This window comes from Microcoleus anatoxicus, from assembly GCF_042465725.1.
GTDB lineage: Bacteria > Cyanobacteriota > Cyanobacteriia > Cyanobacteriales > Microcoleaceae > Microcoleus > Microcoleus anatoxicus.
This window is the reverse complement of the sequence record NZ_CP120853.1, coordinates 1,353,110-1,376,604: the sequence shown is the minus strand read 5'-3', so window position 1 is coordinate 1,376,604 and position 23,495 is coordinate 1,353,110. Positions and strand designations below refer to the sequence as shown.

Below are 23,495 nucleotides of genomic sequence, written 5' to 3'. Positions count from 1 at the left end.
GAAAATCTCAATCAGAATTATTCATCTCTCTGCTCTTCCTCTGCGCCCTCTGCGCCCTCTGCGCTCTCTGCGCCCTCTGTGGTTAAAAAAAATCCTCAAAAACTAATCCAATCGCTGCAACTTAGCACTCCTGGGATCGATAATTTTTCGACCCAAACCCGAAAACTTAATAGCCAAATTAACCTTCTCTCCATCCCCCAAAACATGAGTAATTTCTCCCAGCCCAAAAGCAGGATGAACAACTCGATCCCCCGCTTTCCAATCTACCAATTGTAGATTTTTACTCTGTTGAGAACGCCGGGAATTCGATGCTGAACTATTGGTTTTACCAGGGGAAGCAGCAGTTTTTCCAGCCTTAGTTTTCCCCGCACTTCCAGCGATAAATTCTCGTGGCAATTCCCCTAAAAATAGCGAAGGAGTACAATGTTCGCGGAAACCTCCCCACAGGCGGCGTTCGCGAGTGTGAGTTAAAAAGAGCAGTTCGCGAGCGCGAGTGATCCCAACATAACACAAACGCCGTTCTTCTTCTATGGCTCTGGGGTCATCTAAACTGCGGAAATTGGGAAATAAACCTTGTTCCATTCCGACTAGAAATACTACGGGAAATTCTAACCCTTTGGCAGAGTGTAGCGTCATCAGCGACACGCGGGAATCTTCTTCTTGTAAGTCGTCTAAATCTGAAGCTAAGGATACTTTTGACAAAAATGCTGTGAGGGTGGCTTCTTCGTTTTGTTCTTCAAATTGCAGCACCGCATTGTACAATTCTTGGACGTTTTCGATGCGATTTTCGGCTTCTTCGGTTCCTTGATTTTTGAGGTCTTCAATATAACCAGAATCTTCGATAATTCCTTGGACAATTTGCGAAGCAGGCAAGGTTTCAACTTGCGATTGCCAATGGGAAATCATTGTGGCAAACTTAATCATAGCTTTTGCCGATCGCCCTGCGATGGTATTCACATCAGACTCATTCTTGAGGATTTCCCACAGCGGAATGCCCAATTGAGTTGCAGCATCTTCGATTTTCCCAAATGTAGTATCGCCAATACCGCGCCGGGGAGTATTAATGATGCGTTTGAGGCTCACGCTGTCGTCGGGGTTGGCAAGGGTTCGCAGGTATGCTAGGATGTCCTTGATTTCTTTGCGATCGTAAAACTTCAAACCGCCGACAATATTATAGGGAATATCTAAACGCATTAATGCTTCTTCAAAGGAGCGAGATTGAGCGTTAGTGCGGTAGAGAATCGCAAAATTGCTCCCCTGTTCAAATTCCGAATTCTGACGCTTCAAGGTGTGAATTTGACCACCCACAAATTCTGCTTCCTCTATTTCATTGTCAGCGCGCCAAATCGTAATCGGAGCTCCTGGTTCGCGAGTGGCACGCAGAACTTTGTCGATGCGTTCGGTATTGTTTTGAATTAAGTGGTTTGCCACTTCCAGGATATTCGAGCGCGATCGATAATTCTCTTCTAATTTTACCATGGTCTTAGTTTTTGCGTCAGACAAACCATCCCCAAAATCTTCTTGAAATTCCAGCAATATGGTATAATCTGCCATGCGAAAACTGTAGATTGATTGATCGACATCACCGACTATAAAAATAGAGCGATTTTGCCATCTATCGAAGTTTTTCGGGTCGGCATTATTTGTCACCAAGAGCCGAATTAAATCAGATTGAGTCCGGTTAGTATCTTGGTATTCGTCCACTAAAATATGACAAAACTTTTGATGCCAATAATTTAATACTTGCTCATTTTGGCGTAAAAGTTGCACAGGAACTAGGATTAAATCGTCAAAATCTAAAGCATTGTTGGCTGCTAAAGCATCTTGGTAACGAGTGTAAACGTCAGAAATTACGCGACCTCTATAATCCGGTTCTGCTAACAAGTATTCCTGGGGCGACCAACCTTTGTTTTTAGCATTGCTAATCGCGTATCGTACTTTGCGAGGGTCAAATTTCTTGTCATCGAGGTTGAGGGTTTTGGTGACAATTTGTTTGACCAGAGTTTGAGCATCTGATTCGTCAAAAATTGAAAAGTTGCGTTTCCACTGTCTGCCTTTTTCGTCTTGATATTTCTCAATATCATAGCGGAGAATCCGACCACAAAGAGAGTGGAAAGTTCCCATCCAAATGTGTTTGGTAATGTTACGATAAATTTGCGATCGCAATCTAGTTTGCACATCCGGTGCTAACTCTTCCAAAGGTAAGCCATATTCAGCTTCAGCTTGTTGAGTGGCTAGCAGTTTCTCAATTCTTTCTTTCATCTCTCTGGATGCTTTATTGGTAAATGTCACCGCCAGAATATTTTCAGGATTGACTCGATTGGTGCGAATTAAATTAGCAACTCGGTAAGTTAGAGCTCGTGTTTTGCCGGAACCTGCCCCGGCTACTACTAACAGTGGCCCGTTATAATGTATGACTGCTTGGCGTTGAGATGGGTTGAGTGTGCTGAGAAAGTCGGTAGTTTGAGTCATAGCTAGAATGTTAGTTTGATTTTTTTAATGAATAAATAATACTTGGTATGGAATACCGCGAGTTTTGTTAACGTAATGTGCGCTCGCCCTACAATATAATATCAGATCAGACGGCGGTTTAAACCGCGTCTACACAAACGATGTCCGCCTCCGCGGACTTAAGAGAATAGCCTAAAACATAATTTTCACCGCCTATTCTTTAACCCGCGGAGGCGGGTTTTGTCTGTATAGCCGCGGTTTCAACCGCCCGGTATTCTAACGTTTAAATATTTGTTTCAGCCAGATGGCAGCTAATATTCCCAAGCCAATCCAGATGGCAATAATCACAACAGCGGCAGCCCGATTAATCGGTTTTCCTCGGTCTATTTCTGCGGCGGCTTTTTCCCGACACTCGGCTAATACTTCTGGCGGAATCATTTTTATGACTAGCCAAATTCCCAAAGGTACAATGATTAAATCGTCCAAGTAGCCGAGAATTGGTATGAAATCGGGAATGAGGTCGATCGGGCTGAAGGCATAGGCAACCGTAACACCGGCTAACATTCTCGCATACCAAGGCACTCTGGGGTCAAGACTGGCTAAATAAATAGCGTAAGTTTCTTTTTTGAGTTTCCTAGCAAGTTGTTTTAAGGATTGCATATATTAACTGCTCAATTCCCAATTCCCAATTCCCAATTCCCCATTCCCGATTAATTTAAGTTTCTAAAAATGTAACCGTGCGGATGTCTGAAAATTTCCATTGCAACATAAGATTATACCATCTATTGTATGTGAGGATATTCAAGTTTATGAATCCTATTTTACGATCGCGCGATCGCATAAATTTCCGCAGTCTGCTAACAGCTTTATGTTTAACCTTAACTATCGTTAGTTTCACCGGATTGGGCGAGGCGAGGGCTCAAGAACAGCGGCTGAGAACGCTAACAGTTACTGGGCGCGGGATCGAAGTAATTCCGACAACACAGACTCAAGTTCGTTTGGGTGTTGAGGTGCAGGGGAAAACAGCGGCGGAGGTGCAACAGGAAGCGGCGAGGCGATCGTCTGCTGTGGTAGAGTTACTGCGATCGCGCCCAGTCGAAAAACTCGAAACCACCGGCATCACCCTCAATCCCACCTACAGCTACGAAAACAATCAGCAGCGCTTGACTGGCTATACAGCGACGAATACCGTCACTTTTCGGATTAATACTCAATCTGCCGGAACTTTGCTCGATGATGCAGTGAATGCCGGGGCCACGCGCATTGATGGTGTGAGTTTTGTGGCCGTCGAAAGTGCGATCGAATCTGCTCGAAAGCAAGCACTCAAAACAGCAACCCAAGACGCTCAATCCCAAGCTGATGCAGTATTTAGCGCCCTCAACCTCAAGCGGGGAGAAATTCTGAGTATTCAAGTTAATGGTGCTAGCGCGCCGCCTCCTGTGTATCGGCAATTTGTTGGTGCTCGCGCTGCTGTTGCCGATGCTACAACACCCGTGGTGGGAGGGGAACAGCAGATTGAAGCATCTGTGACTTTGCAAATTAGTTATTGATTGCCGATTGCATTCTAATTGAACCTAAAATGCGAGATATGTTAGAAACCCGACTTCTTAAAATAGTCGGGTTTCATAGGTATTTTAGTTTTTTATATTTGTCTAATTATTGTCAGATGAAAAGCCGAACAACATGATAAAATTTAATCAGTAACTATCAAACAAAATTTATATGACGCGATTCATTCACGATCGCTTTGCCAAAGAATACTTGGAAGAACTGCTGTCTCCCATCGGAACAGTAAATATCGGGCGCGATGTTGCAGCCGAAGTGCGAGAAATCGATGTTTATTTCATTCCAGGTACTGCAATTCCCGAATACTCAGCCACCCTGGGATTATTGGGAAAAATGGCTAGCACGACTGCAATTTTTGAACCCTTTCGCAATCCTGTAAGTGTCGGCGAAGTTATTAGCTGCATGGGTAAGCTATGGGATTTGCGAGGTGAATTGGAGCGTCAAGCCAGAAGAGAAAATACTCAGTATGATGATACTAAGTTGCCCAGACTGTGGATTTTGACACCGACAGCATCGAAACCATTGCTGGAGGGTTTTGGCGCGATACCCAACCCTGAGAATTGGGTGAAGGGTGTCTATTTTTTGCCTACGCATTTGAAATCCGCAATTGTGGTGATTCACCAATTGCCAGAAACTCCAGAAACCATGTGGTTGAGGATTTTAGGCAAAGGGGGAGTGCAGCAAAGGGCGATCGCCGAATTGAGCAGTTTAGCAACGGATGATCCGTTACGGATTATCGCGCTAGAATTATTGTATCGCCTACAATCACATTTGGTAGTCGAAACTCAAGAAGAATCAGAGCCAGAAGAGCGGGAGTTAATTATGGCCATTGCACCACTTTTTCAACAACAAATACAAGCAGCACAGCAAGAAGCTAGAGAAGAAGGACTAGAACAAGGCAGGCAAGCACAACAGCGTTTAATCTTAGAAAATTTTCTGCAAGTAAGATTTGGAGAAATTAACTCAAAAATGACGGCTTTATTATCTCCAATATCAAACTTTTCCGCAGCGGATTTTACGGTGCTGTTGCTGGCAATATCGATGCTGACAGTCGATGAAGCAGGAAGACAACAAGCGGTCAGATTATTAGCAGAAAATGTCTTAAAAATGCGCCAAAGTGAGTTGGGCGATCTTCTGCCTAAAGCCCTTACCAATTTACTAGCATTATCTGTGGATGAATTGACATTGTTTGTAGAACAATTGCCTCAGTTATCGGCGGATGAATTGAGAGCAAGGTTGGGATAAAAACCGGGATATGACTTGTTCGGGTAGTCATCAACTCTACCCGAATTTTCCGCGATCGCGTGAAAGTCATCCGAAAAATCTATGCGCGATCGCCCCCTATGCTGCTCAACTCGATCGCTTGCAGGTTAAGATGAAGGAGTTTGTGTTAGTCATGTCTATCGCTTAATTCACGAATGTCAGTTATGACTCAAAAAAACGAAACAGCATCTCTAGTTTTAGCCCTCATAATTACCAGTGGCTTAATCGGTTTAGTTTTTTGGTGGTTTACCAGTAATTCTGCTTCCCAAACAGGGACTGTAAGCAATCAAACCGACCAATCTAACGGTAAAAATTTTACTCAAATCAAAAACGTCCCAAACGGACTATTTAGTTATGGCGGTAGCACGACTTGGGCCACAATTCGACGCGATTTAGATCCAGCAATTCAAACCGTTTGGCCTCAATTTAAACTGCGCTACACTCAAGGGAATCAAGGTACGCCTAATACGGGTTCAGGTATCCGTATGTTATTAGACAATCAATTGTCTTTTTCTCATGCTTCTCGCCCAGTTGAAGATCGGGAATACGAACAAGCAAAACAACGAGGCTTTAGTTTAGTAGAAGTTCCAGTAGCCATTGATGGGAGAGCGATCGCAGTTCACCCAAGCTTAAATATTCCAGGCCTGACAATACAGCAAATAGATGATATTTATGCAGGTAAAATAACCAATTGGAATCAATTTGGTGGTCCTAATTTAAGAATTAAGCGTTACGCCATACAAGGCGATCAAGGAAACAATCTTGAAATAGTATCAACCCCTACCGATGCTATTCGTAAAGTTGCGACCGATCCAGGGGGAATATTTGAAGCTTCTGCTCCATTATTGGTATCGCAATGTCAAATCAAAACATTACCGATCGGTCGGAACTTGAATCAACTAATTCCACCTTATAAACTACCTTTTGTGCCGCTGTCTGAGTGCCAGTATAAGCGTAATGAAGTGAACACAGAAGCTTTTTCAAGCGGAGAATATCCCTTAACTAGGCGATTGTTTGTAGTTGTTAAAAAGAACAATCAAGTTGACCAACAAGCCGGAGAAGCTTATGCCAATTTACTGCTAACAGAACAGGGTCAGGAAATGATTCAAAAGGCGGGATTTGTCAGAATTCGCTAAGAAAACTTTCTTGACACGGCGGCAGGAGACTTTACGTGCATGGGCACAGCGATCGACCTTCGCTGCATCGATACAGCCCGATCGCACTTACCTGTAATTTTACATAAGCTCGATCGCCCCCAACAAATCCTGCAACCCCAAATTACTACCGGATCGGCGATCGAAGTACCCGATATCGACTAAAGTAAACAGAAATTATGATTGGCGGTGACTTGAGTGATTGAGACTTTAGCAACAGGAATCGCAGCAGCAGGTTCGCTGCTAGCATTAGGCGGGCTAGGCCTGGAGTTGAACTATCGCCTGCTTCCCCGTGGAAATAAACTAGAACTCACAGCCGGAGAATGGCACTTAGCCATAAACGAAGCCAACCACTACCTTTTAGTAGGGGAAATGGAGTTCCAGAACCTGACACAGCGGTTTGAGATCATGTTGCCGGAAGTGCACGCAGAGGTGAAACTGATCTCAGATGCTAGTTTAGATGATGTGACTTCCAAAACCAAGGTGATTCCTTGCCACAAAGACGCATCAGCTAGAGCCGACGATTACTGGTTCGGCTATATTGTGAAAGCCCAAAAAACTACCAAAATCAAAGTCTCCATAGATATTCACGGGCAAGATTTAAGCAAGCTACAGTCAGCTTGGGTGCAAGTACATTTCACCACCTACGGCCCAGGCGGCCGCATCCCGAAAGTCCGCCACGTCGTAGTACCGCTGCAATTTCCCAACTCCGAGACAGTACCCAATGCGCGTAATGTCGGAGTTGCAGAAGTTTTGCCAATTCGCACCCACATCCTGACAGAAGTGGACAATCCTGTGGAAATTGTCAAACGTTACGTGGTACCCCGCGCCCAGAAAGGCGATATTGTCGCCCTAGCAGAGACTCCCTTAGCTTTGATGCAGGGACGTTACCGCCATCCCAGCGAAGTCAAACCCGGATGGGCAGCTAAGCGAGTGTGTTTGTTTTTCTTACCCATGTCCAGTTTAGCTACAGCCTGCGGGATGCAGACTTTGGTGGATGTAGTTGGTCCTTGGCGGGTTGTTGGAGCATTTGCGATCGGCGCTGTAGCTAAAATATTTGGTAAACCCGGAGTCTTCTACCAACTAGCAGGGGAACAAGCTAGACTGATTGACGATGTTACGGGCACATTACCTCCCTTTGACCAATTTATCGTGCTTGGACCGGACAATCCCCAGCAAGTTGTAGAGCAAATTCAACGAGAAACTGGACTTGCCGCGGCGATCGTAGACGCTAATGACTTAAAAGCAGTTAAGATATTAGCAGCGACCTCCGATTTATCGGTAACATTTTTAGAGCAAGCCTTGCGTAGCAACCCCGCAGGCAATGCAGATGAGCGCACACCGGTGGTTGTAATTCGACCCATGCCAAAGCACTCTTGAGTTAAAAATTAAAAATTAAAAATTAAAAAAGTGATTTTTAATTTTTAATCCAAGGAAAAAGGGGAGAAAACAGAAAAATTTTGAGTTATCAGCAATGAAATCAAAACTCAAAATTTCCTTAATTCTTCCCCTTTGGAAATTTTTAATTTTTAATTTTTAATTTTCTATTCCCCACTTTCCTGCTATGACTTCACTCCATTCCCCAAACCAAAATCAGGTTGCGATCCGCCCGTTTCAGTATCGCGACATAGAGGCGATGGAACAACTTTGCGCGGAAACAACCGACGAGGCAGAAAACCCCAAGGGCGCAAGCCCGGACTTGGTATTGAACCGCAAGTTGCAGCAACTTCGCCGTTGGTACGGACTGCTAAAGATTTTGAGCCTGTTTCCCAACCCTTTTCAGTCGCTATTTCGGGCTCATGTTGCCGAAGAAGAGGGTATTGTTAAGGGCGTAATTCAGATTTCTCCCTTCAACCGCACCCGCAGCACTTGGCGGATCGATCGCATCGGCGTAGACTCAGAAGCCCGTAGCAAAGGAATTGGTTCCATGCTACTGCGGCACTGCTTCGAGGCAGTGTGGGAGGCTAGAACATGGCTGCTAGAGGTGAATGTGGGCGACAAATCAGCCCTGGCTTTGTATCGGCAAAACGGGTTTCAACCTTTAGCCCAGATGACATATTGGACGATCGCCCCAGAACGTCTTCAAGAAATGGCCATTTCTACCCCCGACTTGCCCAACCTACTGCCAGTGAGCAACGCCGACGCTCAGTTACTTTACCAACTAGATACCGCATCCATGCCACCGCAAGTGCGCCAAGTATTCGATCGCCACATTCAAGACTTCAAAACCAGTTTTTTAGGTGCTTTGATCGAAGGTGTCAGACAGTGGCTAGCAAAAACAGAAGTAGTCAGTGCTTACGTGTTTGAACCACAGCGCAAAGCAGCCATCGGCTACTTTCAAGTGCAGCTATCCCGCAGCGGTAACGAGCCTCACATCGCCCAATTGACCGTACACCCAGCCTACACCTGGCTCTACCCAGAACTGCTATCCCAAATGGCCCGCCTCGTCCAAGATTTTCCAGTACAAAGCATAAACCTAGCTTCTGCCGATTATCAACCCGAACGAGAAGCATATTTAGAGCAATTTGGAGCCGTGCGTGTAGAACACAGTTTGCTGATGTCGCGATCGGTATGGCACAAATTACGCGAGTCCAAATTGGTCTCACTCGAAGGACTCCAGCTATCAGAAATGCTGCAAAGCTTCCAGCCAACTCGCAAACCCGTACCCGGTAGGATGTCCTGGCTAGGACCGATCGCAGCCGAACCAGCAGCCGGCCCCCCATCCTCAGAGATTAAACCCCTGTTGACCGACTCAGGAAACAACCAAGGCAATCAAATTAACCCCTTGAACTTTCAAAACTCAGAATCAGCAGCAACAGATACTAGCAACATCTTACCTGTAAAATTCCCAGAATTGCCTCAAGACGGAGACTCCCAAGAAAAAAGTTAATAATTAATATTTGAAAGCAGAAAGTAGAAAAAAAATCAATTACTTCCTGCTTTCTTCCCTTCTCCCTTCTCTGATTTCTTAGCGTCCTTCGCGTCTTCGCGGTTCGTTAAACAAGAATTTTGGGACGACTAACTAACTCTCAAATCAATCGCTCATGTCAGACCAAAAATTGTGGATTTCAGCACTAGGACTAGATATCGGACTCAAACGAGTCGGCATCGCCGGGTGTGATGGCACTGGTTTAATCGCTACGGGTATTACAACTCTAGTGCGCTCCTCCTTCGATCGAGACGTAGCTTACATCAGACAGCTCGTCCAAGAGCGGAATGTGCAAATTTTGGTGTCAGGCTTGCCCTACTCCCTGAGCGGAGACGTAGGCTCCCAAGCCCGACAAGTCCAGAAATATGCCACTCGCATCGCCAGAGCCTTAGAACTGCCTCTAGAATACGTGGATGAGCGCTTGACTTCTGTTCACGCAGAGGAACTCATCCAAGCACAAGGAATTTCGCCGTCCCAAAACAAAGGTTTGATCGATCGCAAAGCCGCAGCCCTAATATTACAGCGATGGCTAGACGAGCGAAGGCAAAAATAGTCAGAAGGAAGAAGGCTCTTCGACACTTCGACTACGCTCAGTGTCCGATGCCCCATGCCCCATGCCCCATGCCCCATGCCCCATGCCCCATGCCCCATGCCCCATTAGCAATTTCGCAGCAGCTTAACAAAGCCGTGATATCCTAGTTGTGCAAGTTTGCTACGCACACCTGTAACCGTTGACGCACGGCCGAAAATTTCCCAGTAAACTCGGTACTGAAGAAGGAAAATAAGATACACGCGATGTCCTCATCCCCATACCGCAAACAGAATAGCAAATCCGACGCAGTTTCCGTCACCCTGACTGACGAAGTTGGGCGATCGCTGACTTGCAACATAGAATATTCTATGGACTTAGAAGGTCAAGAATACGCTTTACTGCTTCCCATTGACTCACCAGTAGAAATTTTTACTTGGAACGGAGACGAAACAACCGACGAAGCAGCAGTTCCCGTAGACGACGAGACCGAAATTGACAAAATTTTTGATACCGCTAGAGTTGTCCTGCAAGAGCAGAACTTAACACTCCGGCGCACGGCTGTGACTCTGACGGTAATTGGCGAATTGCCAGATTTTCCCGACGAGGATGCGGAGCCAGATGCCGATCCAGAGCAGGAGTCAGATTTTGAGGAATTGATGTGGTTGACCAGCTTCTATCACGAAGAGCAGGAATATGCTATTTATACACCTCTCGACCCGTTCTTTATCTTGGCTAGAATGAATGATGACGGTCAGCCAGAATTGCTCTCGGAAGAAGAGTTTGAAAGACTGGAACCTATGTTACCTATGCTAGAAGACCAGTTCTTTGACGAGCTTGATTAGATCTTAAATTGAAGGCAGAAGGGACTATGGATCGAGAACAACTGACAAAAAGCAGCGCGCGCGAGGGCCCAAAAGGTACTCCGCAAGTTTCTAAATGGTTGTTTTATCTGGCGTTACTCCCGGCGGTTTGGGGTGTGTGCGCTTGGCAGGGCTGGGCTTGGTGGAGCTGGGCTTGTGCCCCTGCTAAACTAGCTGCTGAGTCAACGACCCCAGCAGTCAAAAATGCTGTTTCTATCCAAATTCCCGAAGGTACTTCTAGCCAACAAATCGGACGAGATTTGGAAACTGCGGGGTTAATTAGATCGGCCTCCGCATGGAATATGTGGGCCCGCTGGTTGACTCTGCAAAATCGCGAGGGAGGTTTTAAAGCAGGGACTTACCAACTGTCACCAACTCAGCCACTGAGCGCTGTGGCTGACAAAATTTGGAAAGGTGAAGTCGTACAGCAAAGTTTCACGATTCCCGAAGGTTGGTCGCTCACACAAATGAGCGCTTATTTTGAAGCACAAGGTTTTTTCCCAGCTAAGAGTTTTATGGCGGTGGCGAGTCAAGTTCCCTACGCTCAATACCCTTGGCTACCGAGCGGTTTGCCTCATTTGGAAGGTTTTTTGTACCCGGATACTTATCAGCTAGACGGGGATGCTGTCACCCCTGAAGCTGTGATTAAGCAAATGCTCAGCCGTTTCGAGCAGGTGGCTCTGCCGGTCTATCAAAAAAATCAGAAAAATACTAAGCTGGATTTGAAAGAGTGGGTCACTTTGGCGAGTATTGTGGAAAAAGAAGCTGTGGTTGCCACTGAGCGCAAGCGCATTTCTGGGGTATTCAACAGCCGTCTGAAGAAGGGTATGCCCTTGGGTTCTGACCCGACTGTTGAATATGCTCTCGGCATCAGGCAAACTAAGGAGAAGCCTCTGACTTTTAAACAGGTAGAAACGCCTTCTCCTTACAATACTTATATAAACGCAGGACTACCACCAACTCCGATCGCAGCTCCGGGAATCGCCAGTCTGGAAGCGACTCTGGCTCCTGAAAATACTGAATATCTGTATTTTATGGCGCGGTATGACGGCACTCACATTTTCAGCCGCACTCAGGCTGAACACGATGCTGCTGTAGCTCAAATTGACCAAAAAGTGCGATCGGGGCAATAGCTCAATCCCTAATCCAAAAGTAAAAAGTCAAAAGTAACGAAACAAAAGTAAGCAGAATTAACTTTTGATTTTTTACTTTTTCAATCTGTAAATTTCAGTTTGTTATTCTAAAATCAAACATCTAAAATAATTATGTCTTGGGGTAAACTACTACAGCCAGATTTAGTTCTCGGCACTGCTGTCGTGAATTTAACGGCTGATATTCTTCAGAAATATCAGATAAAAGGATTAGTGTTAGATGTGGATGAAACTCTCGTCCCAATCACAGCAGCAAATGCTTCTCCCGAACTAAGTTTGTGGGTGAAAGAGATTAAACCCTTCGTATCCCTATGGTTGGCGAGCAATAATTTAAGTCAAAATCGGATTGGTCGAATAGCTGATTCTTTGAATCTACCCTACATCACTGGTGCTGCTAAACCCTCGCGGCGCAAATTACGCAGAGCACTTGATGCGATGGATTTGCCGGTGGAACAAGTGGCGATGGTAGGCGATCGACTTTTTACCGATGTTTTAGCCGGCAATCGTTTGGGTATGTTCACTATTTTAGTAGAACCCATGATTAATGTTGGCGATGCAGTCCGGAAATATCCAGTTCGTTCCTTTGAAGTTTGGGTATCTCAAGCTTTGGGAGCATCTCTGAAAACTAAAGATTAGTCATTCAACCAATAACCAATAACAACTAACCAATAACAAATGACTAAAACCATTGTTGTTAAAATAGGAACTTCGACACTCACTCGATCGACTACAGGAAACTTAGCCCTTTCCACCATTGCTACATTAGTCGAAGTTTTGACAAATTTGCGACACCAAGGTCATCAAGTAGTTTTGGTTTCTTCCGGTGCAGTTGGAGTTGGCTGCGCGCGCTTGGGTTTGACAGAAAGGCCACGAAATATCGCTCTCAAACAAGCTGTAGCCGCCGTAGGACAAGGGCGGCTGATGCGGGTGTACGATGACTTGTTTACTACTCTACAACAGCCGATCGCCCAAGTTTTACTAACACGCCACGATTTAGTGCAGCGTAGTAGTTATGTTAATGCTTCCAATACCTTTGGGCAACTGTTGCGATTAGGGGTGATTCCGATTGTCAACGAAAACGATACTGTAGCTGTAGACGAACTCAAATTTGGCGATAACGATACGCTTTCAGCATTAGTAGCCAGCTTAGTGGAAGCAGATTGGTTATTCGTGCTCACAGATGTCGATCGACTTTATTCCGCCGATCCCCGCAGCAATCCCGACGCCCAACCCATCGCCCTAGTCCAAAGTATGGCACAGCTCACAGAATTTCAGGTAAAAACCGGAGATTCCCGCAGCGGTTGGGGCACCGGCGGAATGGTGACAAAAATTGAAGCAGCCAGAATCGCCACAGCATCAGGAGTCCGCACCGTCATCACCAACGGTCGCTTTCCCACTAACATTGAAAAAATCATCAACGGAGAGTCCATCGGTACCCAATTCGAGCCTCAACCGCGCCCTGTAAACGCTAGGAAACATTGGATAGCCAACGTGCTAATTCCTGTGGGGAAACTCTACTTAGATGCGGGTGCTGTCAACGCAATTACTCAAGGTGGAAAATCGCTGCTAGCCGCCGGAATTTCGCAAATAGAAGGAGAATTTCAAGCAGAAGATGCCGTGCGGTTATGCGACGCAGAAGGCAAAGAAATTGGCAGAGGAATGGTGAATTATCACAGTTTAGAATTGAGACAAATTCAGGGATGCAAGTCAGATAAAATTGCCGAAATTTTAGGCTATCCAGGAGTAGAAACTGTCGTTCACAGAGATAATTTAGTCATTGTTTAGCCCTTTTTATAAGATACTTTCAACAAACAATTTTTGCATCCTCTTATTTCTTCCTTCTTCCTTCTTTCTTCCCCACTTGGGATGGGCTGTTTGATTCTCGAAAAAACGATGATGGGGAATAATACCCACCCCTAGCCCCTCCCTGGAGGGGAACCGGAGCTCATCGCGAGCGAGGAGGGTAAGCACACACCATGCTTTCAAGCGATTGTTGACACTAATCGGGGGTGATACCAAATCCTCTCTTCACCGTCCTGTATTAAACTCTCTCTTCTCTTCCTTCGTGTCATAAGCGCCTTCGCGGTTAAATCATTCCGATACAACCGGAATTGATATGACTTCTTCCTTCTATTTATCACAAAAAATCCAAACAGTCGATCGAGGAATCTAACCCCACAAAGGAAGCCACTTGCAGCACCGTATTGCAGGAATTGGTTGTCGTGTGTCTAAATAATTCGTTCATCGCCTCTGTAAACAAGTCAAATACTTTTTCAGCTAATTCTAAAGCTTGTTGTTGTTCCCACTCAGTGATTTTAATTTCTTTAAGTAATTGCAACATTTCGGGTGTATTTAAGATGTGATGATTTTCCAAACGCACATAAGCGCCTCCAAAATAGACATATTCTTTTTTTGTAATTTTCTGTAATTCCATCACCACTTCCAAAGCAGCCTCAAAAAAAACTGTCGCCGTTGCTTCGAGAACTTCTACTAACACAATTTTTTGCAGAGGAGATGCTTCAAAAGCGTAGCGTTCCAGGGCGACACAGAGCGATCGAGTTTTTTTCGTTTCTTCACCCCAAAGCAGTCTAAAGTCGCCGTAACTCATGGATTGGTTAAATCCCAGTTCCTCCAGGTATTCCAGATAGCCGTGCCAGTAGTAATTTTCTTTGTAAGTATATTTGTTTATCAGTTCCTGAACTTTGTTATTACTTGCAGAATCTCGGAGGACGTACTTGTTTAAATCGCTCAATCCCACTGCCAAAGGATCGAGTACAGGTGCAAAAATTAGCCTTTGATTAGGGTGGATACTTTTATTGGTTAGAAATTCAAACAACGGCAATTTCACAAATTCTTGCTTTTTGTGTTCAATGAATGCTACAATCTCTTTCATCTTTATAGCCTTTGCTTTGCGATCGCTGTTTTCAATATACGGTTAATGCCTAGTTCTATTATCTATGTTAAAAGCATAGATAGCAGTGCTGGTCATCATAGATATTGGTATTGTACATCAGGGAAAATTGTGATTTGCATCATAGGGTCCAGAATCCATCAATGGGGGCGAGAGGGAACCCTCCCCTAGTGGCACCGCAATGGTAGCAAAGGACAATTTGCCATTTCCTTAATTGCCTTTGGGTACGTTCTGGGTTAATCTATTTTTTGGATCAGTTAAGAAAATTCTAGGAGCTCAGCTTGGAACGCACTTTTTTAGCGATTAAGCCCGATGGCGTACAGCGCGGACTCGTTGGCGAAATTATCGGTCGTTTTGAGGCCAAAGGCTTTACGCTAGTTGGCATGAAGCTGATCGTGGCGAGTCGCGAATTAGCCGAACAGCATTACGGTGTCCACAAAGAAAGACCGTTTTTTGAAGGATTGGTAAACTTCATCACTTCAGGCCCGATGGTGGCGATGGTGTGGGAAGGCGACGGTGTTGTGGCTTCGGCGAGAAAAATCATTGGCGCAACGAATCCTCTGAATTCGGAACCGGGGACAATTCGTGGCGATTTGGCTGTGAATGTCGGCCGCAATATTATTCACGGTTCGGATGCTGTGGAAACTGCCAACCAGGAAATTAGTCTCTGGTTCAAGGATGAAGAATTGAGTGCTTGGAAACCTTGTTTAACTCCTTGGATTGTAGAGTAGTTTTGAGATTCTCCCGATTCATGAATCGGGAGATTATCTGAAATTATTAGGCGAGGAAAATAGACTCTTGACCAATTCCGGGCGTGATATCAATTCCGGTTGTATCGTCAGGTGATTTAACCGCGAAGGCGCTAAGGACGCGAAGGAAGAGAAGAGAGTGTTTAATACAGGACGATGAAGACAGGATTTTATATGAAGAGTCATAAAAGATTATTTAACCCACATATTTTACGATCAAAAAAACCCAGAATTAGGGAAAAATTCTGGGTTATATCGTTGACTGTTGCATCGGAATGATTTAACCACAGAGAACGCAGAGAACACAGAGGGAGATAACAGAGATGAATAATTCCCATGCTACCAGATTTGATATTATGGCTATGGGATTTTTCAATTATAGCAATCGCCAAGGTGCTTGCTAGATCAAGGATTAGACTGAGTTTGCTGTGGCTGCTGATTTTGGAGGAGAAGTTGCTGCTGTTGAATCTGAAGTTGTTGATTTTGCAAGTCTATTTGCCGCTGTCTGTCTTCAAGTTGCAGTTTTCTGTCTTCTGCTTGCTGTAATCTATCTTCACGTTGTATCTCTCTTTCTAGTTGTCTGTCTTCACGTTGCTGTTCTCTATCTTGGCGTTGTTCGCGAATCTGTCTAAGCTGATTGCGTCGGTCGAAATCTCCGCCTAAAAATAAGTTCTGAAAAGTATTGATAGTTGTTTGAAAACCACTCAAAACTCCGCTAACACTGTTGATGACACCTGCAACTCCGGTGAAGGGCTGCAAGAAACTGTTGACATTATCTGCTACTCTAGTATAGCCCGATCGCGCTACAAGAATCACATCATTGTTGCGGAGAGTGGGATTATTGTTTGGATTCAAACCTTGGGCAAAGTCCACATCTATGGTACGGCGAGAAACAGTGCCATTGGCGTTCAAACGTAGCAGTTCCACCTTGTCTTTTTTGGCACGCAATTGATTGAAACTGCCAGCAGTTAGCAAAGCTTGGTGGAGAGATGTACTGGGTTTAACTAACAAAGCTCCAGGTCGGACTACTTCGCCTACAATATTGATGCTAATGGCGTTGGGAGAGAAACTACTACTGCCAATTTGGGAAATTTCTGTCAAGTCTACGTTCGCTGCGGTGGGGATAATAACGCTATCCCCTTCTTGCAACAAAACATCTTGGGTAGCATCACCTTTTTGCAGCAAATCCCAGAGATTTACCAGGATAGTTTGTTCGTTTCCTCCTCTGATTTGGCGGCGGATTTGCACGCGGCGAATGTCTGCTTCTGTGGTGATACCGCCAGCAATTTTGAGTGCTCTGGTGATAGTTGGTAAACCTACCACAGCTCCTTGCTGTTGCTCGATGCTAACAAAACTGAGTTCCGTTTGTTGGTTGGTCGATCGCAAATCAGCAGCAGATATAGTATAAGGTCCAGGGCGACTTACCTCGCCGACAATGACCACACCAATTGGTTTAGTAATATCAGCGGAAAAATTGGCACTGGCTCTTTGACGTACTTCTTGAGTATTCAGAGCACTGGCTGTGGGTATATAAATTGTATCTCCATCTCGGATAGTGACATCTTGCCGCAGATTTCCGGTATCTAAAAATTCCTGCAAATTAACAGTAATAACTTGCTCTGGTCCCCCTCTGCGGGGACGGCGGATTTGGACGGCCCGCATATCTCCTGCGGATGTGACTCCTTTTGCAAGTTGCAGCATTTCCATCAAAGTGGGAAATTTGACTCCTCCCCCTTCTCTTGAGGGATTAATCTTGTAGGAACCGGGACGAGTAATTTCTCCAGCAATCCCGATGTTTAGGGGTCTAGCAACCATCAAAGTTACGGTGACAACGGGCACATTGATGAAGGGTTCGTATCGCTTGGTAATGGCGCTGGCGGCTTGTTGCAATGTTAGCCCTTGAATTGATACACTACGAATGATTGGTAAATTGAGAGTACCGTCAACTAATACTTGGTATTCTTTGCTAAATTCAGGGACACCGAAAATATCTAAAGCAATGCGATCGCCCGAACCTAAAACATAAGGTGATTCCTGGGTGGGTAAACCGGAATTGCCGAGGGGGACACGAGCACCAGGAAGAGGTGGCGGTGGCGGTAGTCTCACTGGATTTGGCTTAGGAATGGGTGGTCTGGGTCTGAGGGCTGGTAACTGAGCGATAGTGGGTAGTGAACTGCTCAATAACAGGAGTGCCGATAAACTAAGACTTGTAGCGCCTTTAACGGTTTGTTTCATATTTTTTTTCTGGTTGCAGTCTGTTCCGGGGCGATCGCAATTCGGTTAATTAGTTTATAATTTTCGACCCAAGTTTAAGCTCCACATTCATCTGGGGAGTCAATCTCAAATCTCAAATCTCAAATCTCAAATCAACCGACATCCAGTCTAGCCTCACTTTGTTGTAAAATCCAGATCGTCTACTCTTATTTGCGAGTCAAAAATACGTGGGACTTAAGCTTGATAAAGTGATTCCTTGGGGTCGCTGCTTGGACGAATATATCGGAATGTTCCACCTGACATCGGCAGACCGGAAGTTAAAGATACTTGACTGTGCTGGTGGTCCAGCTAGCTTCAATGCAGAAATGACTCGCCAAGGTAATCAAGTAACTTCTTGCGATCCTGTTTATCAGTTTTCGGCGGCCGAAATTGCCGATCGCATCCTGGAAACATATCAAAGGGTGATTGATGGAGTCAGGGCCAATGTAGACGACTACCTATGGACAAATATCGAGTCGCCAACCAAATTGGGCGAAGTGAGAATGGCGGCGATGCAGCAATTCTTGGCAGATTTGGCACAAGGGATTGAGGAAGGGCGTTATGTAACTGGTGAATTGCCGATATTACCTTTTGAGAATGGCCAGTTTGATTTGGCACTATGCAGTCATTTTTTGTTTACTTATTCCGACCATTTTACGGAAGAATTTCATCGGAAATCAATTATAGAAATGTGTCGTATTGCAACGGAAGTGCGGATTTTTCCGGTTATCAAAATTTCTGGTGAACCTTCTCCTTTACTAGCGCCAATCATCAAAGAGTTAAAAGAACAAGGATATAAAGTTGAAGTTCAGGATGTATCTTATGAGTTTCAAAAGGGAGGAGACCAATTGTTGCGAGTATGGAGCATGGCGAGTTAGAGTCAAACAAAAATAACCCGGCGGTTGAAACCGCGTCTACACAAACAAAAATAACCGGCGGTTGAAACCGCGTCTACACAAACAAAAATAACCGGCGGTTGAAACCGCGTCTACACAAACAAAAATAACCGGCGGTTGAAACCGCGTCTACACAAACAAAAATAACCGGCGGTTGAAACCGCGTCTACACAAACAAAAATAACCGGCGGTTGAAACCGCGTCTACACAAACAAAAATAACCGGCGGTTGAAACCGCGTCTACACAAACAAAAATAACCGGCGGTTGAAACCGCGTCTACACAAACAAAAATAACCCGGCGGTTGAAACCGCGTCTACACAAACAAAAATAACCGGCGGTTGAAACCGCGTCTACACAAACAAAAATAACCGGCGGTTGAAACCGCGTCTACACAAACAAAGTCCGCCTACGCGGACTAAGAAAGATTAGTAGTAAAATTGGTTAAAGACTTTAAAAATTATCAAAATGCTAAGCAGCGCCGCATTGAATAAAACAGGGTCGGGGTGGGAATTTGCCAATGAAGAAGCGTTAGAGGATTTTGTCGAAGTTCACTTGCAAAGTTTGCTTGGTTTGACGGTAATCAAGCGGCAATTCACTGTCAACGAGCAGAGATGCGATATTATAGCGGTGGACGAGAATAAACGGTTAGTTGTGCTGGAGTTGAAAAACGGCGAAGATAGATATGTCGTTCAGCAGTTAACCCGTTATTACGATGCGTTGTTGGAACACCAACCTTTTGCCGATCGCGTGGATTACGATCTACCTGTTCGCTTAATAGCAATTGCGCCAAAATTTCACAGGGACAATTTTACAGACAGGAAGTATCACGGGCTATTTTTTCAGTTTTTGCAATTTGCGATCGTTCTTTTTGAGGACCACTTAAATTTACAACTGAAAGATGTAGATAATGAACAGATGTCACAAAATGAATTTAATTTTTTGGATTTACTAATTAATTTATCCTTGAAAAAGTGGCTACAAAGACTTTAAGCTTATTTCTCATTTACCACGTTTTGTTTCGTAATTCTAATCAAAAATCGCAGAGCTTCATTCACCGCTTCAGAATCGGGAAATATCTCTGCAACATCCGGTTATAAGCGAATATTTACACCACCAAAACTTTTTCGTCCAGATCCTACCTTTCTGAGACGTAAACTCCTCAAATCATATTCAGGCTGAAGCTCATCCTCTATCCCTGTTTCATCCTTATTCATAAACTTCACCATCTTTGATATAATATTACATCAACAAGCCAAACCCAAACTAACTCATGTCACAAACAGTCTGGATCGCACGACACGGAAACCGCATCGACTTCGTAAACCCCGACTGGTTTCTCACCGCAGAACACCGCTACGATCCGCATCTTTCTGAAGACGGACACGTTCAAGCCAAACAATTGGCTAACCGCCTCAAAGGTGAAGGCATTTCTCACATTTTTGCTTCTCCTTTTCTGCGAACCGTCCAAACGGCAAACTACGTGGCCGGGGCCCTGGATTTGTCGCTAAAATTAGAGTGGGGATTGTGCGAGTGGCTGAATCCTGAATGGATGACGGAAATGCCGGAAACTCTTTCTGTGGAGGCTTTATGTGAGCGTTTCCCTCGGATTGATGCTTCCTATAAAGGTGGGATGGCAAATTATCCAGAAACAGGGGAGGCTTGTCTTAAAAGGGCTGGGGAAACTGCTAGACGCCTTGTCGCTGAGTTTCCTGAAGATATACTGTTAGTAGGTCATGGTGCGTCGGTGTTAGGGACTGCGATCGGACTGGCGGGGGGTATGGAAACGGAAATTAATGCTTCTCTGTGTTGTTTGGTGAAAGTGGTACGGGATGGGGGAGAATGGTCGATCGAACTTAATGGCGATACTTCTCATCTGATCGATACGGAAGCGACGCTCCGGTTTAATTAAAATTGAGAATTATGCAATCTTGTGTATTAAAATGAGGCTGAGATTGTTCAATTTCAAAAATATCAAATCGAAAATCATGAATCGGTATGGCTGGACATAGTAAGTGGGCGAATATTAAACGGCAAAAAGCGAGAGTTGATGCCGTTAAAGGCAAGGTTTTTGCTAGAATATCTCGTGAAATTATTGTCGCAGCCCGCAGCGGTGTGTCAGATCCGGCGGGCAATTTTCAATTGCGAACGGCTATTGAAAAAGCGAAGGCGGCGAGTATTCCTAATGAAAACATAGAAAGGGCGATCGCCAAAGGTGCGGGTTTGTCTGGGGCGAGTTCGGAATTAGAGGCTATCCGCTATGAAGGTTACGGTATTGGTGGTGTGGCTATTTTGATTGAAGCGCTGACAGACAATCGCAATCGCACGGCGGCTGGCTTGCGGGAAGCTTTTACGAAAAATGGTGGGAATTTGGGTGAAACTGGCTGCGTGGGCTGGATGTTTGACCAAAAAGGGGTTTGTACGGTAGGCGGTTTTATTGATGAGGAAAAATTGTTTGAAGCGTCCCTAGAAGCCGAGGCTCAATCCTATGAGTTGATATCTATTGATGAAGATGAGGAAGGTGGTGAGGTGTTTACGACTGTGGCTAATTTGGAAAATCTTTCTGAGGTTTTGAAACAGAAAGGTTTTCAAGTTTTGCAGTCAGAGATTCGTTGGATTCCCAGAAATACAGTGGAAATAGACACTCCTGAAAAAGCTCGATCGCTCTTGAAGCTAATGGATGCACTGGAAGATTTGGATGATGTCCAAAGTGTGACTGCTAATTTTGAAATGGCGGAAGAGTTGATGTTGTTGACAGTTGATAGTTGACAGTGGGCCGTGGCTAGTGGGAAGGGTGCACTAACCAATAACCCATAACCCCTAAGTAATAACCAATAACTATTCTTTCGGACCAGTTAGCAAATAAGTAATCATGTAGCCTTTGCCTTTAATTTGAATAGCGCCACGCTTCTGAAAAGTATACTTATCTTTTAAAAGTTCTTGGGTTTCTACGGTGACTTGAATGCAGCCGGTAATCCCGTGGGATTCCATGCGCGAAGCAATATTTACTGTGTCGCCCCACAAATCGTAAATAAACTTTTTGAGTCCGATAACTCCGGCTACTACTGGCCCGGTGTGAATGCCGATCCGAATGCTGAAAGGTTCTGAATGTTCTAAACTGAGGCGGCGAATTTCTTGTAGCATATCGATCGCCATTGCTGCGATCGCCTCGGCGTGATCCTTTCGGGGCGTAGGCAAACCACCGACTACCATGTAAGCATCACCGATAGTTTTAATTTTCTCTAAACCGTGGCGATCGGCCAAGTGGTCAAAAGCGGAAAAAATATCGTTGAGCACTTCCACCACCGCGGTGGCTGAAATTCTCGAAGAAAGTTCTGTAAACCCGACAATATCAGCAAACATGACGGTTACTTCGCTAAAACTTTCGGCAATATTATTTTCGTTGTGCTTCAAACGCTGGACAATCGCGGCGGGTAACACATTTAGCAAGAGTCGATCGGACTTTGTTTGTTCGGCTTCCAACTGTTTGTAAGCATCGTGCAACTGGGAAGCTTGGCGGGCTCTTTCTTGGGCTAGTTTTTCGATTTGGGCAGTGCGGCTCAAAGCTGTCAGCATATAAGTGACGGGAATGAAAGTCCATAACATCCCCATGGTGAGAGTGCCCCAAGAACGCCAGTGTTTGCGACTTTTACGAATTTCCCGACTGGCTGAGACGTAGACATACCAATCGCGATCGCTAATTTTGAGGCGTCTCCTGCAAGCGGTATAATCTGGACCCGGATTGTTGAGAATGGGACAGTTTGACTTGACTTGCTGTTGCAAATCGGCAGACCCCGGCAAGAGTTGTTGGCTGTCGGACTGAAACAGCACTGAAAATTCGTTAACTTGGCTGGTGGCTGGTGTATCTTGCCCAACGGGGGGGCGGCTATTCCGTGAAATTGAGGATGCTTCTGGCTTGTCTGGAGCCTCGCTAGAGATATAAATATTTAGATAGTCGGTATTGCGTCCTTTTAAAGAAGTTTGCAACACATCTTTGCCTCGAAATACTCCCAGGACAAATCCTTGCAGCAGTTGGCGACGAGATGCGACGGTAGTTGGTTTGGTGCTGGTTTCGTAAATCGGGACTATGGCTAATAGATTTAATTCCGAGGAATTATTTTGAATTAAACCGATGTAGCTGGTGACAACCATTTCTCCGGTATCTCGCCCGCGAGAGAGTGCGGCCCGGAGTTGTGGTTGGGAGGCGAAGTCAAAGCCCAAAACAGTTTTGTTGGTTGCTGCGGGTTCTAGGTATAAAGCAGGGAAGTATTCGGAACGCTGACGGGCTGGGATTTGTTGTCCTTGGAGACCTGATTCTGTAATCTGGAAGTTGGGCTGGTTTTGGGTTTGGTTTTGGGCTTCGTAGTCGGCGCGATCGCGATCGGGGACGCGGGGTAGCCAAGCCAGGATTTGCAGACTGGGGTGGACTGATAGGGGACGACCCACAAATCGGGCAAAGGAGGATTTATCGACTGTGCGGAAAGCTTTCATGTAGTCGCTGAGGGCGAGAACTGCGTCTAAATCGGAGTTTAGCTGCCTTTCGAGGGCGATCGAGATATCATCCATGCGACGGTGGGTTTCGTAGTCCCAGCGCCCGTTTTCCCAGTTCCACACAATGGCAAAGGTAAACACAGACAACCCTATACCCAAACTCAGCGTCAAACCTGCTGGAATGTAGCGAAACCAGGGCAAAGGTAATTTTTTCAACATAATCGAGTCGCCAATAGGGGATTTAGGATAGCGCAGCACTGATTTCGATTAATTTCAGCTAATTTCAGCGT

Annotated in this window: 22 protein-coding genes; 17 read left to right on the top strand and 5 right to left on the bottom strand. The window is 45.2% G+C overall.

Annotation, left to right across the window (positions count from 1 at the left end; all coding sequences use genetic code 11):
* Nucleotides 1-102: 102 nt before the first annotated feature.
* Entirely contained in the window at nucleotides 103-2,472 is a 2,370-nt protein-coding gene (pcrA, locus tag P2A85_RS05780) for a DNA helicase PcrA (RefSeq protein ID WP_377478045.1), read from the bottom strand.
* Between the two features lie 255 nt (nucleotides 2,473-2,727).
* A complete protein-coding gene (locus P2A85_RS05775; protein ID WP_377478044.1) occupies nucleotides 2,728-3,111 on the bottom strand; it encodes a YkvA family protein in 384 nt (127 codons plus the stop codon).
* Nucleotides 3,112-3,260: 149 nt separating this feature from the next.
* Here P2A85_RS05775 and P2A85_RS05770 point away from each other — a divergent pair, with 149 nt between their 5' ends.
* The 12 genes from P2A85_RS05770 (at nucleotide 3,261) to proB (ending at nucleotide 13,691) form a co-directional block, all read left to right on the top strand.
* Nucleotides 3,261-4,001 (top strand): SIMPL domain-containing protein, encoded by a 741-nt coding sequence (locus P2A85_RS05770; protein ID WP_377478042.1) that lies wholly within the window; start codon nucleotides 3,261-3,263, stop codon nucleotides 3,999-4,001.
* 172 nt (nucleotides 4,002-4,173) lie between these two features.
* Entirely contained in the window at nucleotides 4,174-5,262 is a 1,089-nt protein-coding gene (locus P2A85_RS05765; RefSeq protein ID WP_377478041.1) for a flagellar assembly protein H, read from the top strand.
* Nucleotides 5,263-5,272: 10 nt separating this feature from the next.
* Nucleotides 5,273-5,428 (top strand): hypothetical protein, encoded by a 156-nt coding sequence (locus P2A85_RS05760; RefSeq protein ID WP_377478040.1) that lies wholly within the window; start codon nucleotides 5,273-5,275, stop codon nucleotides 5,426-5,428.
* A gap of 16 nt (nucleotides 5,429-5,444) precedes the next feature.
* Entirely contained in the window at nucleotides 5,445-6,416 is a 972-nt protein-coding gene (locus P2A85_RS05755) for a PstS family phosphate ABC transporter substrate-binding protein (RefSeq protein ID WP_377478039.1), read from the top strand.
* Between the two features lie 39 nt (nucleotides 6,417-6,455).
* The gene (locus P2A85_RS05750) at nucleotides 6,456-6,599 is read left to right on the top strand and encodes a hypothetical protein (RefSeq protein ID WP_377478038.1); all 144 of its coding nucleotides are present in this window, start codon (nucleotides 6,456-6,458) and stop codon (nucleotides 6,597-6,599) included.
* 33 nt (nucleotides 6,600-6,632) lie between these two features.
* On the top strand, nucleotides 6,633-7,814 hold the full coding sequence (locus P2A85_RS05745) for a F420-0:Gamma-glutamyl ligase (protein ID WP_377478037.1): 1,182 nt from the start codon (nucleotides 6,633-6,635) through the stop codon (nucleotides 7,812-7,814).
* A gap of 184 nt (nucleotides 7,815-7,998) precedes the next feature.
* Entirely contained in the window at nucleotides 7,999-9,324 is a 1,326-nt protein-coding gene (locus tag P2A85_RS05740) for a GNAT family N-acetyltransferase (protein ID WP_377478036.1), read from the top strand.
* Between the two features lie 154 nt (nucleotides 9,325-9,478).
* Nucleotides 9,479-9,916, top strand: coding sequence for a Holliday junction resolvase RuvX (gene ruvX / locus P2A85_RS05735; protein ID WP_377478035.1), 438 nt, complete (start codon nucleotides 9,479-9,481; stop codon nucleotides 9,914-9,916).
* 242 nt (nucleotides 9,917-10,158) lie between these two features.
* Nucleotides 10,159-10,737, top strand: a complete 579-nt coding sequence (locus P2A85_RS05730; protein WP_377478034.1) for a DUF3727 domain-containing protein — start codon at nucleotides 10,159-10,161, stop codon at nucleotides 10,735-10,737.
* 26 nt (nucleotides 10,738-10,763) lie between these two features.
* Nucleotides 10,764-11,888 carry an endolytic transglycosylase MltG gene (mltG, locus tag P2A85_RS05725; protein WP_377478033.1) on the top strand — a complete coding sequence of 375 codons (1,125 nt, stop codon included), beginning with the start codon at nucleotides 10,764-10,766 and terminating at the stop codon, nucleotides 11,886-11,888.
* 132 nt (nucleotides 11,889-12,020) lie between these two features.
* Nucleotides 12,021-12,542 carry a YqeG family HAD IIIA-type phosphatase gene (locus P2A85_RS05720; protein WP_377478032.1) on the top strand — a complete coding sequence of 174 codons (522 nt, stop codon included), beginning with the start codon at nucleotides 12,021-12,023 and terminating at the stop codon, nucleotides 12,540-12,542.
* A 39-nt stretch (nucleotides 12,543-12,581) separates the two neighbouring features.
* Complete coding sequence (gene proB, locus P2A85_RS05715) at nucleotides 12,582-13,691, top strand: glutamate 5-kinase (protein WP_377478031.1); 1,110 nt, start codon at nucleotides 12,582-12,584, stop codon at nucleotides 13,689-13,691.
* Between the two features lie 352 nt (nucleotides 13,692-14,043).
* Here the strand turns inward: proB and P2A85_RS05710 are convergent, their stop codons facing one another.
* Nucleotides 14,044-14,799 carry a hypothetical protein gene (locus P2A85_RS05710; protein WP_377478030.1) on the bottom strand — a complete coding sequence of 252 codons (756 nt, stop codon included), beginning with the start codon at nucleotides 14,797-14,799 and terminating at the stop codon, nucleotides 14,044-14,046.
* Nucleotides 14,800-15,098: 299 nt separating this feature from the next.
* Here P2A85_RS05710 and ndk point away from each other — a divergent pair, with 299 nt between their 5' ends.
* On the top strand, nucleotides 15,099-15,548 hold the full coding sequence (gene ndk / locus P2A85_RS05705) for a nucleoside-diphosphate kinase (protein ID WP_340520391.1): 450 nt from the start codon (nucleotides 15,099-15,101) through the stop codon (nucleotides 15,546-15,548).
* A 423-nt stretch (nucleotides 15,549-15,971) separates the two neighbouring features.
* Here the strand turns inward: ndk and P2A85_RS05700 are convergent, their stop codons facing one another.
* Nucleotides 15,972-17,801 carry a polysaccharide biosynthesis/export family protein gene (locus P2A85_RS05700; protein ID WP_377478029.1) on the bottom strand — a complete coding sequence of 610 codons (1,830 nt, stop codon included), beginning with the start codon at nucleotides 17,799-17,801 and terminating at the stop codon, nucleotides 15,972-15,974.
* Between the two features lie 206 nt (nucleotides 17,802-18,007).
* On the opposite strand from P2A85_RS05700, the gene P2A85_RS05695 reads away from it, so the two are divergent.
* The 4 genes from P2A85_RS05695 to P2A85_RS05680 all read left to right on the top strand — a co-directional run bounded on the left by P2A85_RS05695 (nucleotide 18,008) and on the right by P2A85_RS05680 (nucleotide 21,483).
* The gene (locus tag P2A85_RS05695; RefSeq protein WP_377478027.1) at nucleotides 18,008-18,697 is read left to right on the top strand and encodes an SAM-dependent methyltransferase; all 690 of its coding nucleotides are present in this window, start codon (nucleotides 18,008-18,010) and stop codon (nucleotides 18,695-18,697) included.
* Nucleotides 18,698-19,182: 485 nt separating this feature from the next.
* Nucleotides 19,183-19,707, top strand: coding sequence for an endonuclease NucS domain-containing protein (locus tag P2A85_RS05690; protein WP_377478025.1), 525 nt, complete (start codon nucleotides 19,183-19,185; stop codon nucleotides 19,705-19,707).
* Between the two features lie 280 nt (nucleotides 19,708-19,987).
* Complete coding sequence (locus tag P2A85_RS05685; RefSeq protein ID WP_377478023.1) at nucleotides 19,988-20,626, top strand: histidine phosphatase family protein; 639 nt, start codon at nucleotides 19,988-19,990, stop codon at nucleotides 20,624-20,626.
* An 86-nt stretch (nucleotides 20,627-20,712) separates the two neighbouring features.
* The gene (locus P2A85_RS05680; RefSeq protein WP_377478021.1) at nucleotides 20,713-21,483 is read left to right on the top strand and encodes a YebC/PmpR family DNA-binding transcriptional regulator; all 771 of its coding nucleotides are present in this window, start codon (nucleotides 20,713-20,715) and stop codon (nucleotides 21,481-21,483) included.
* Between the two features lie 69 nt (nucleotides 21,484-21,552).
* Here P2A85_RS05680 and P2A85_RS05675 read toward each other — a convergent pair whose 3' ends face one another.
* Complete coding sequence (locus tag P2A85_RS05675; protein ID WP_377478020.1) at nucleotides 21,553-23,424, bottom strand: adenylate/guanylate cyclase domain-containing protein; 1,872 nt, start codon at nucleotides 23,422-23,424, stop codon at nucleotides 21,553-21,555.
* Nucleotides 23,425-23,495 lie beyond the last annotated feature (71 nt).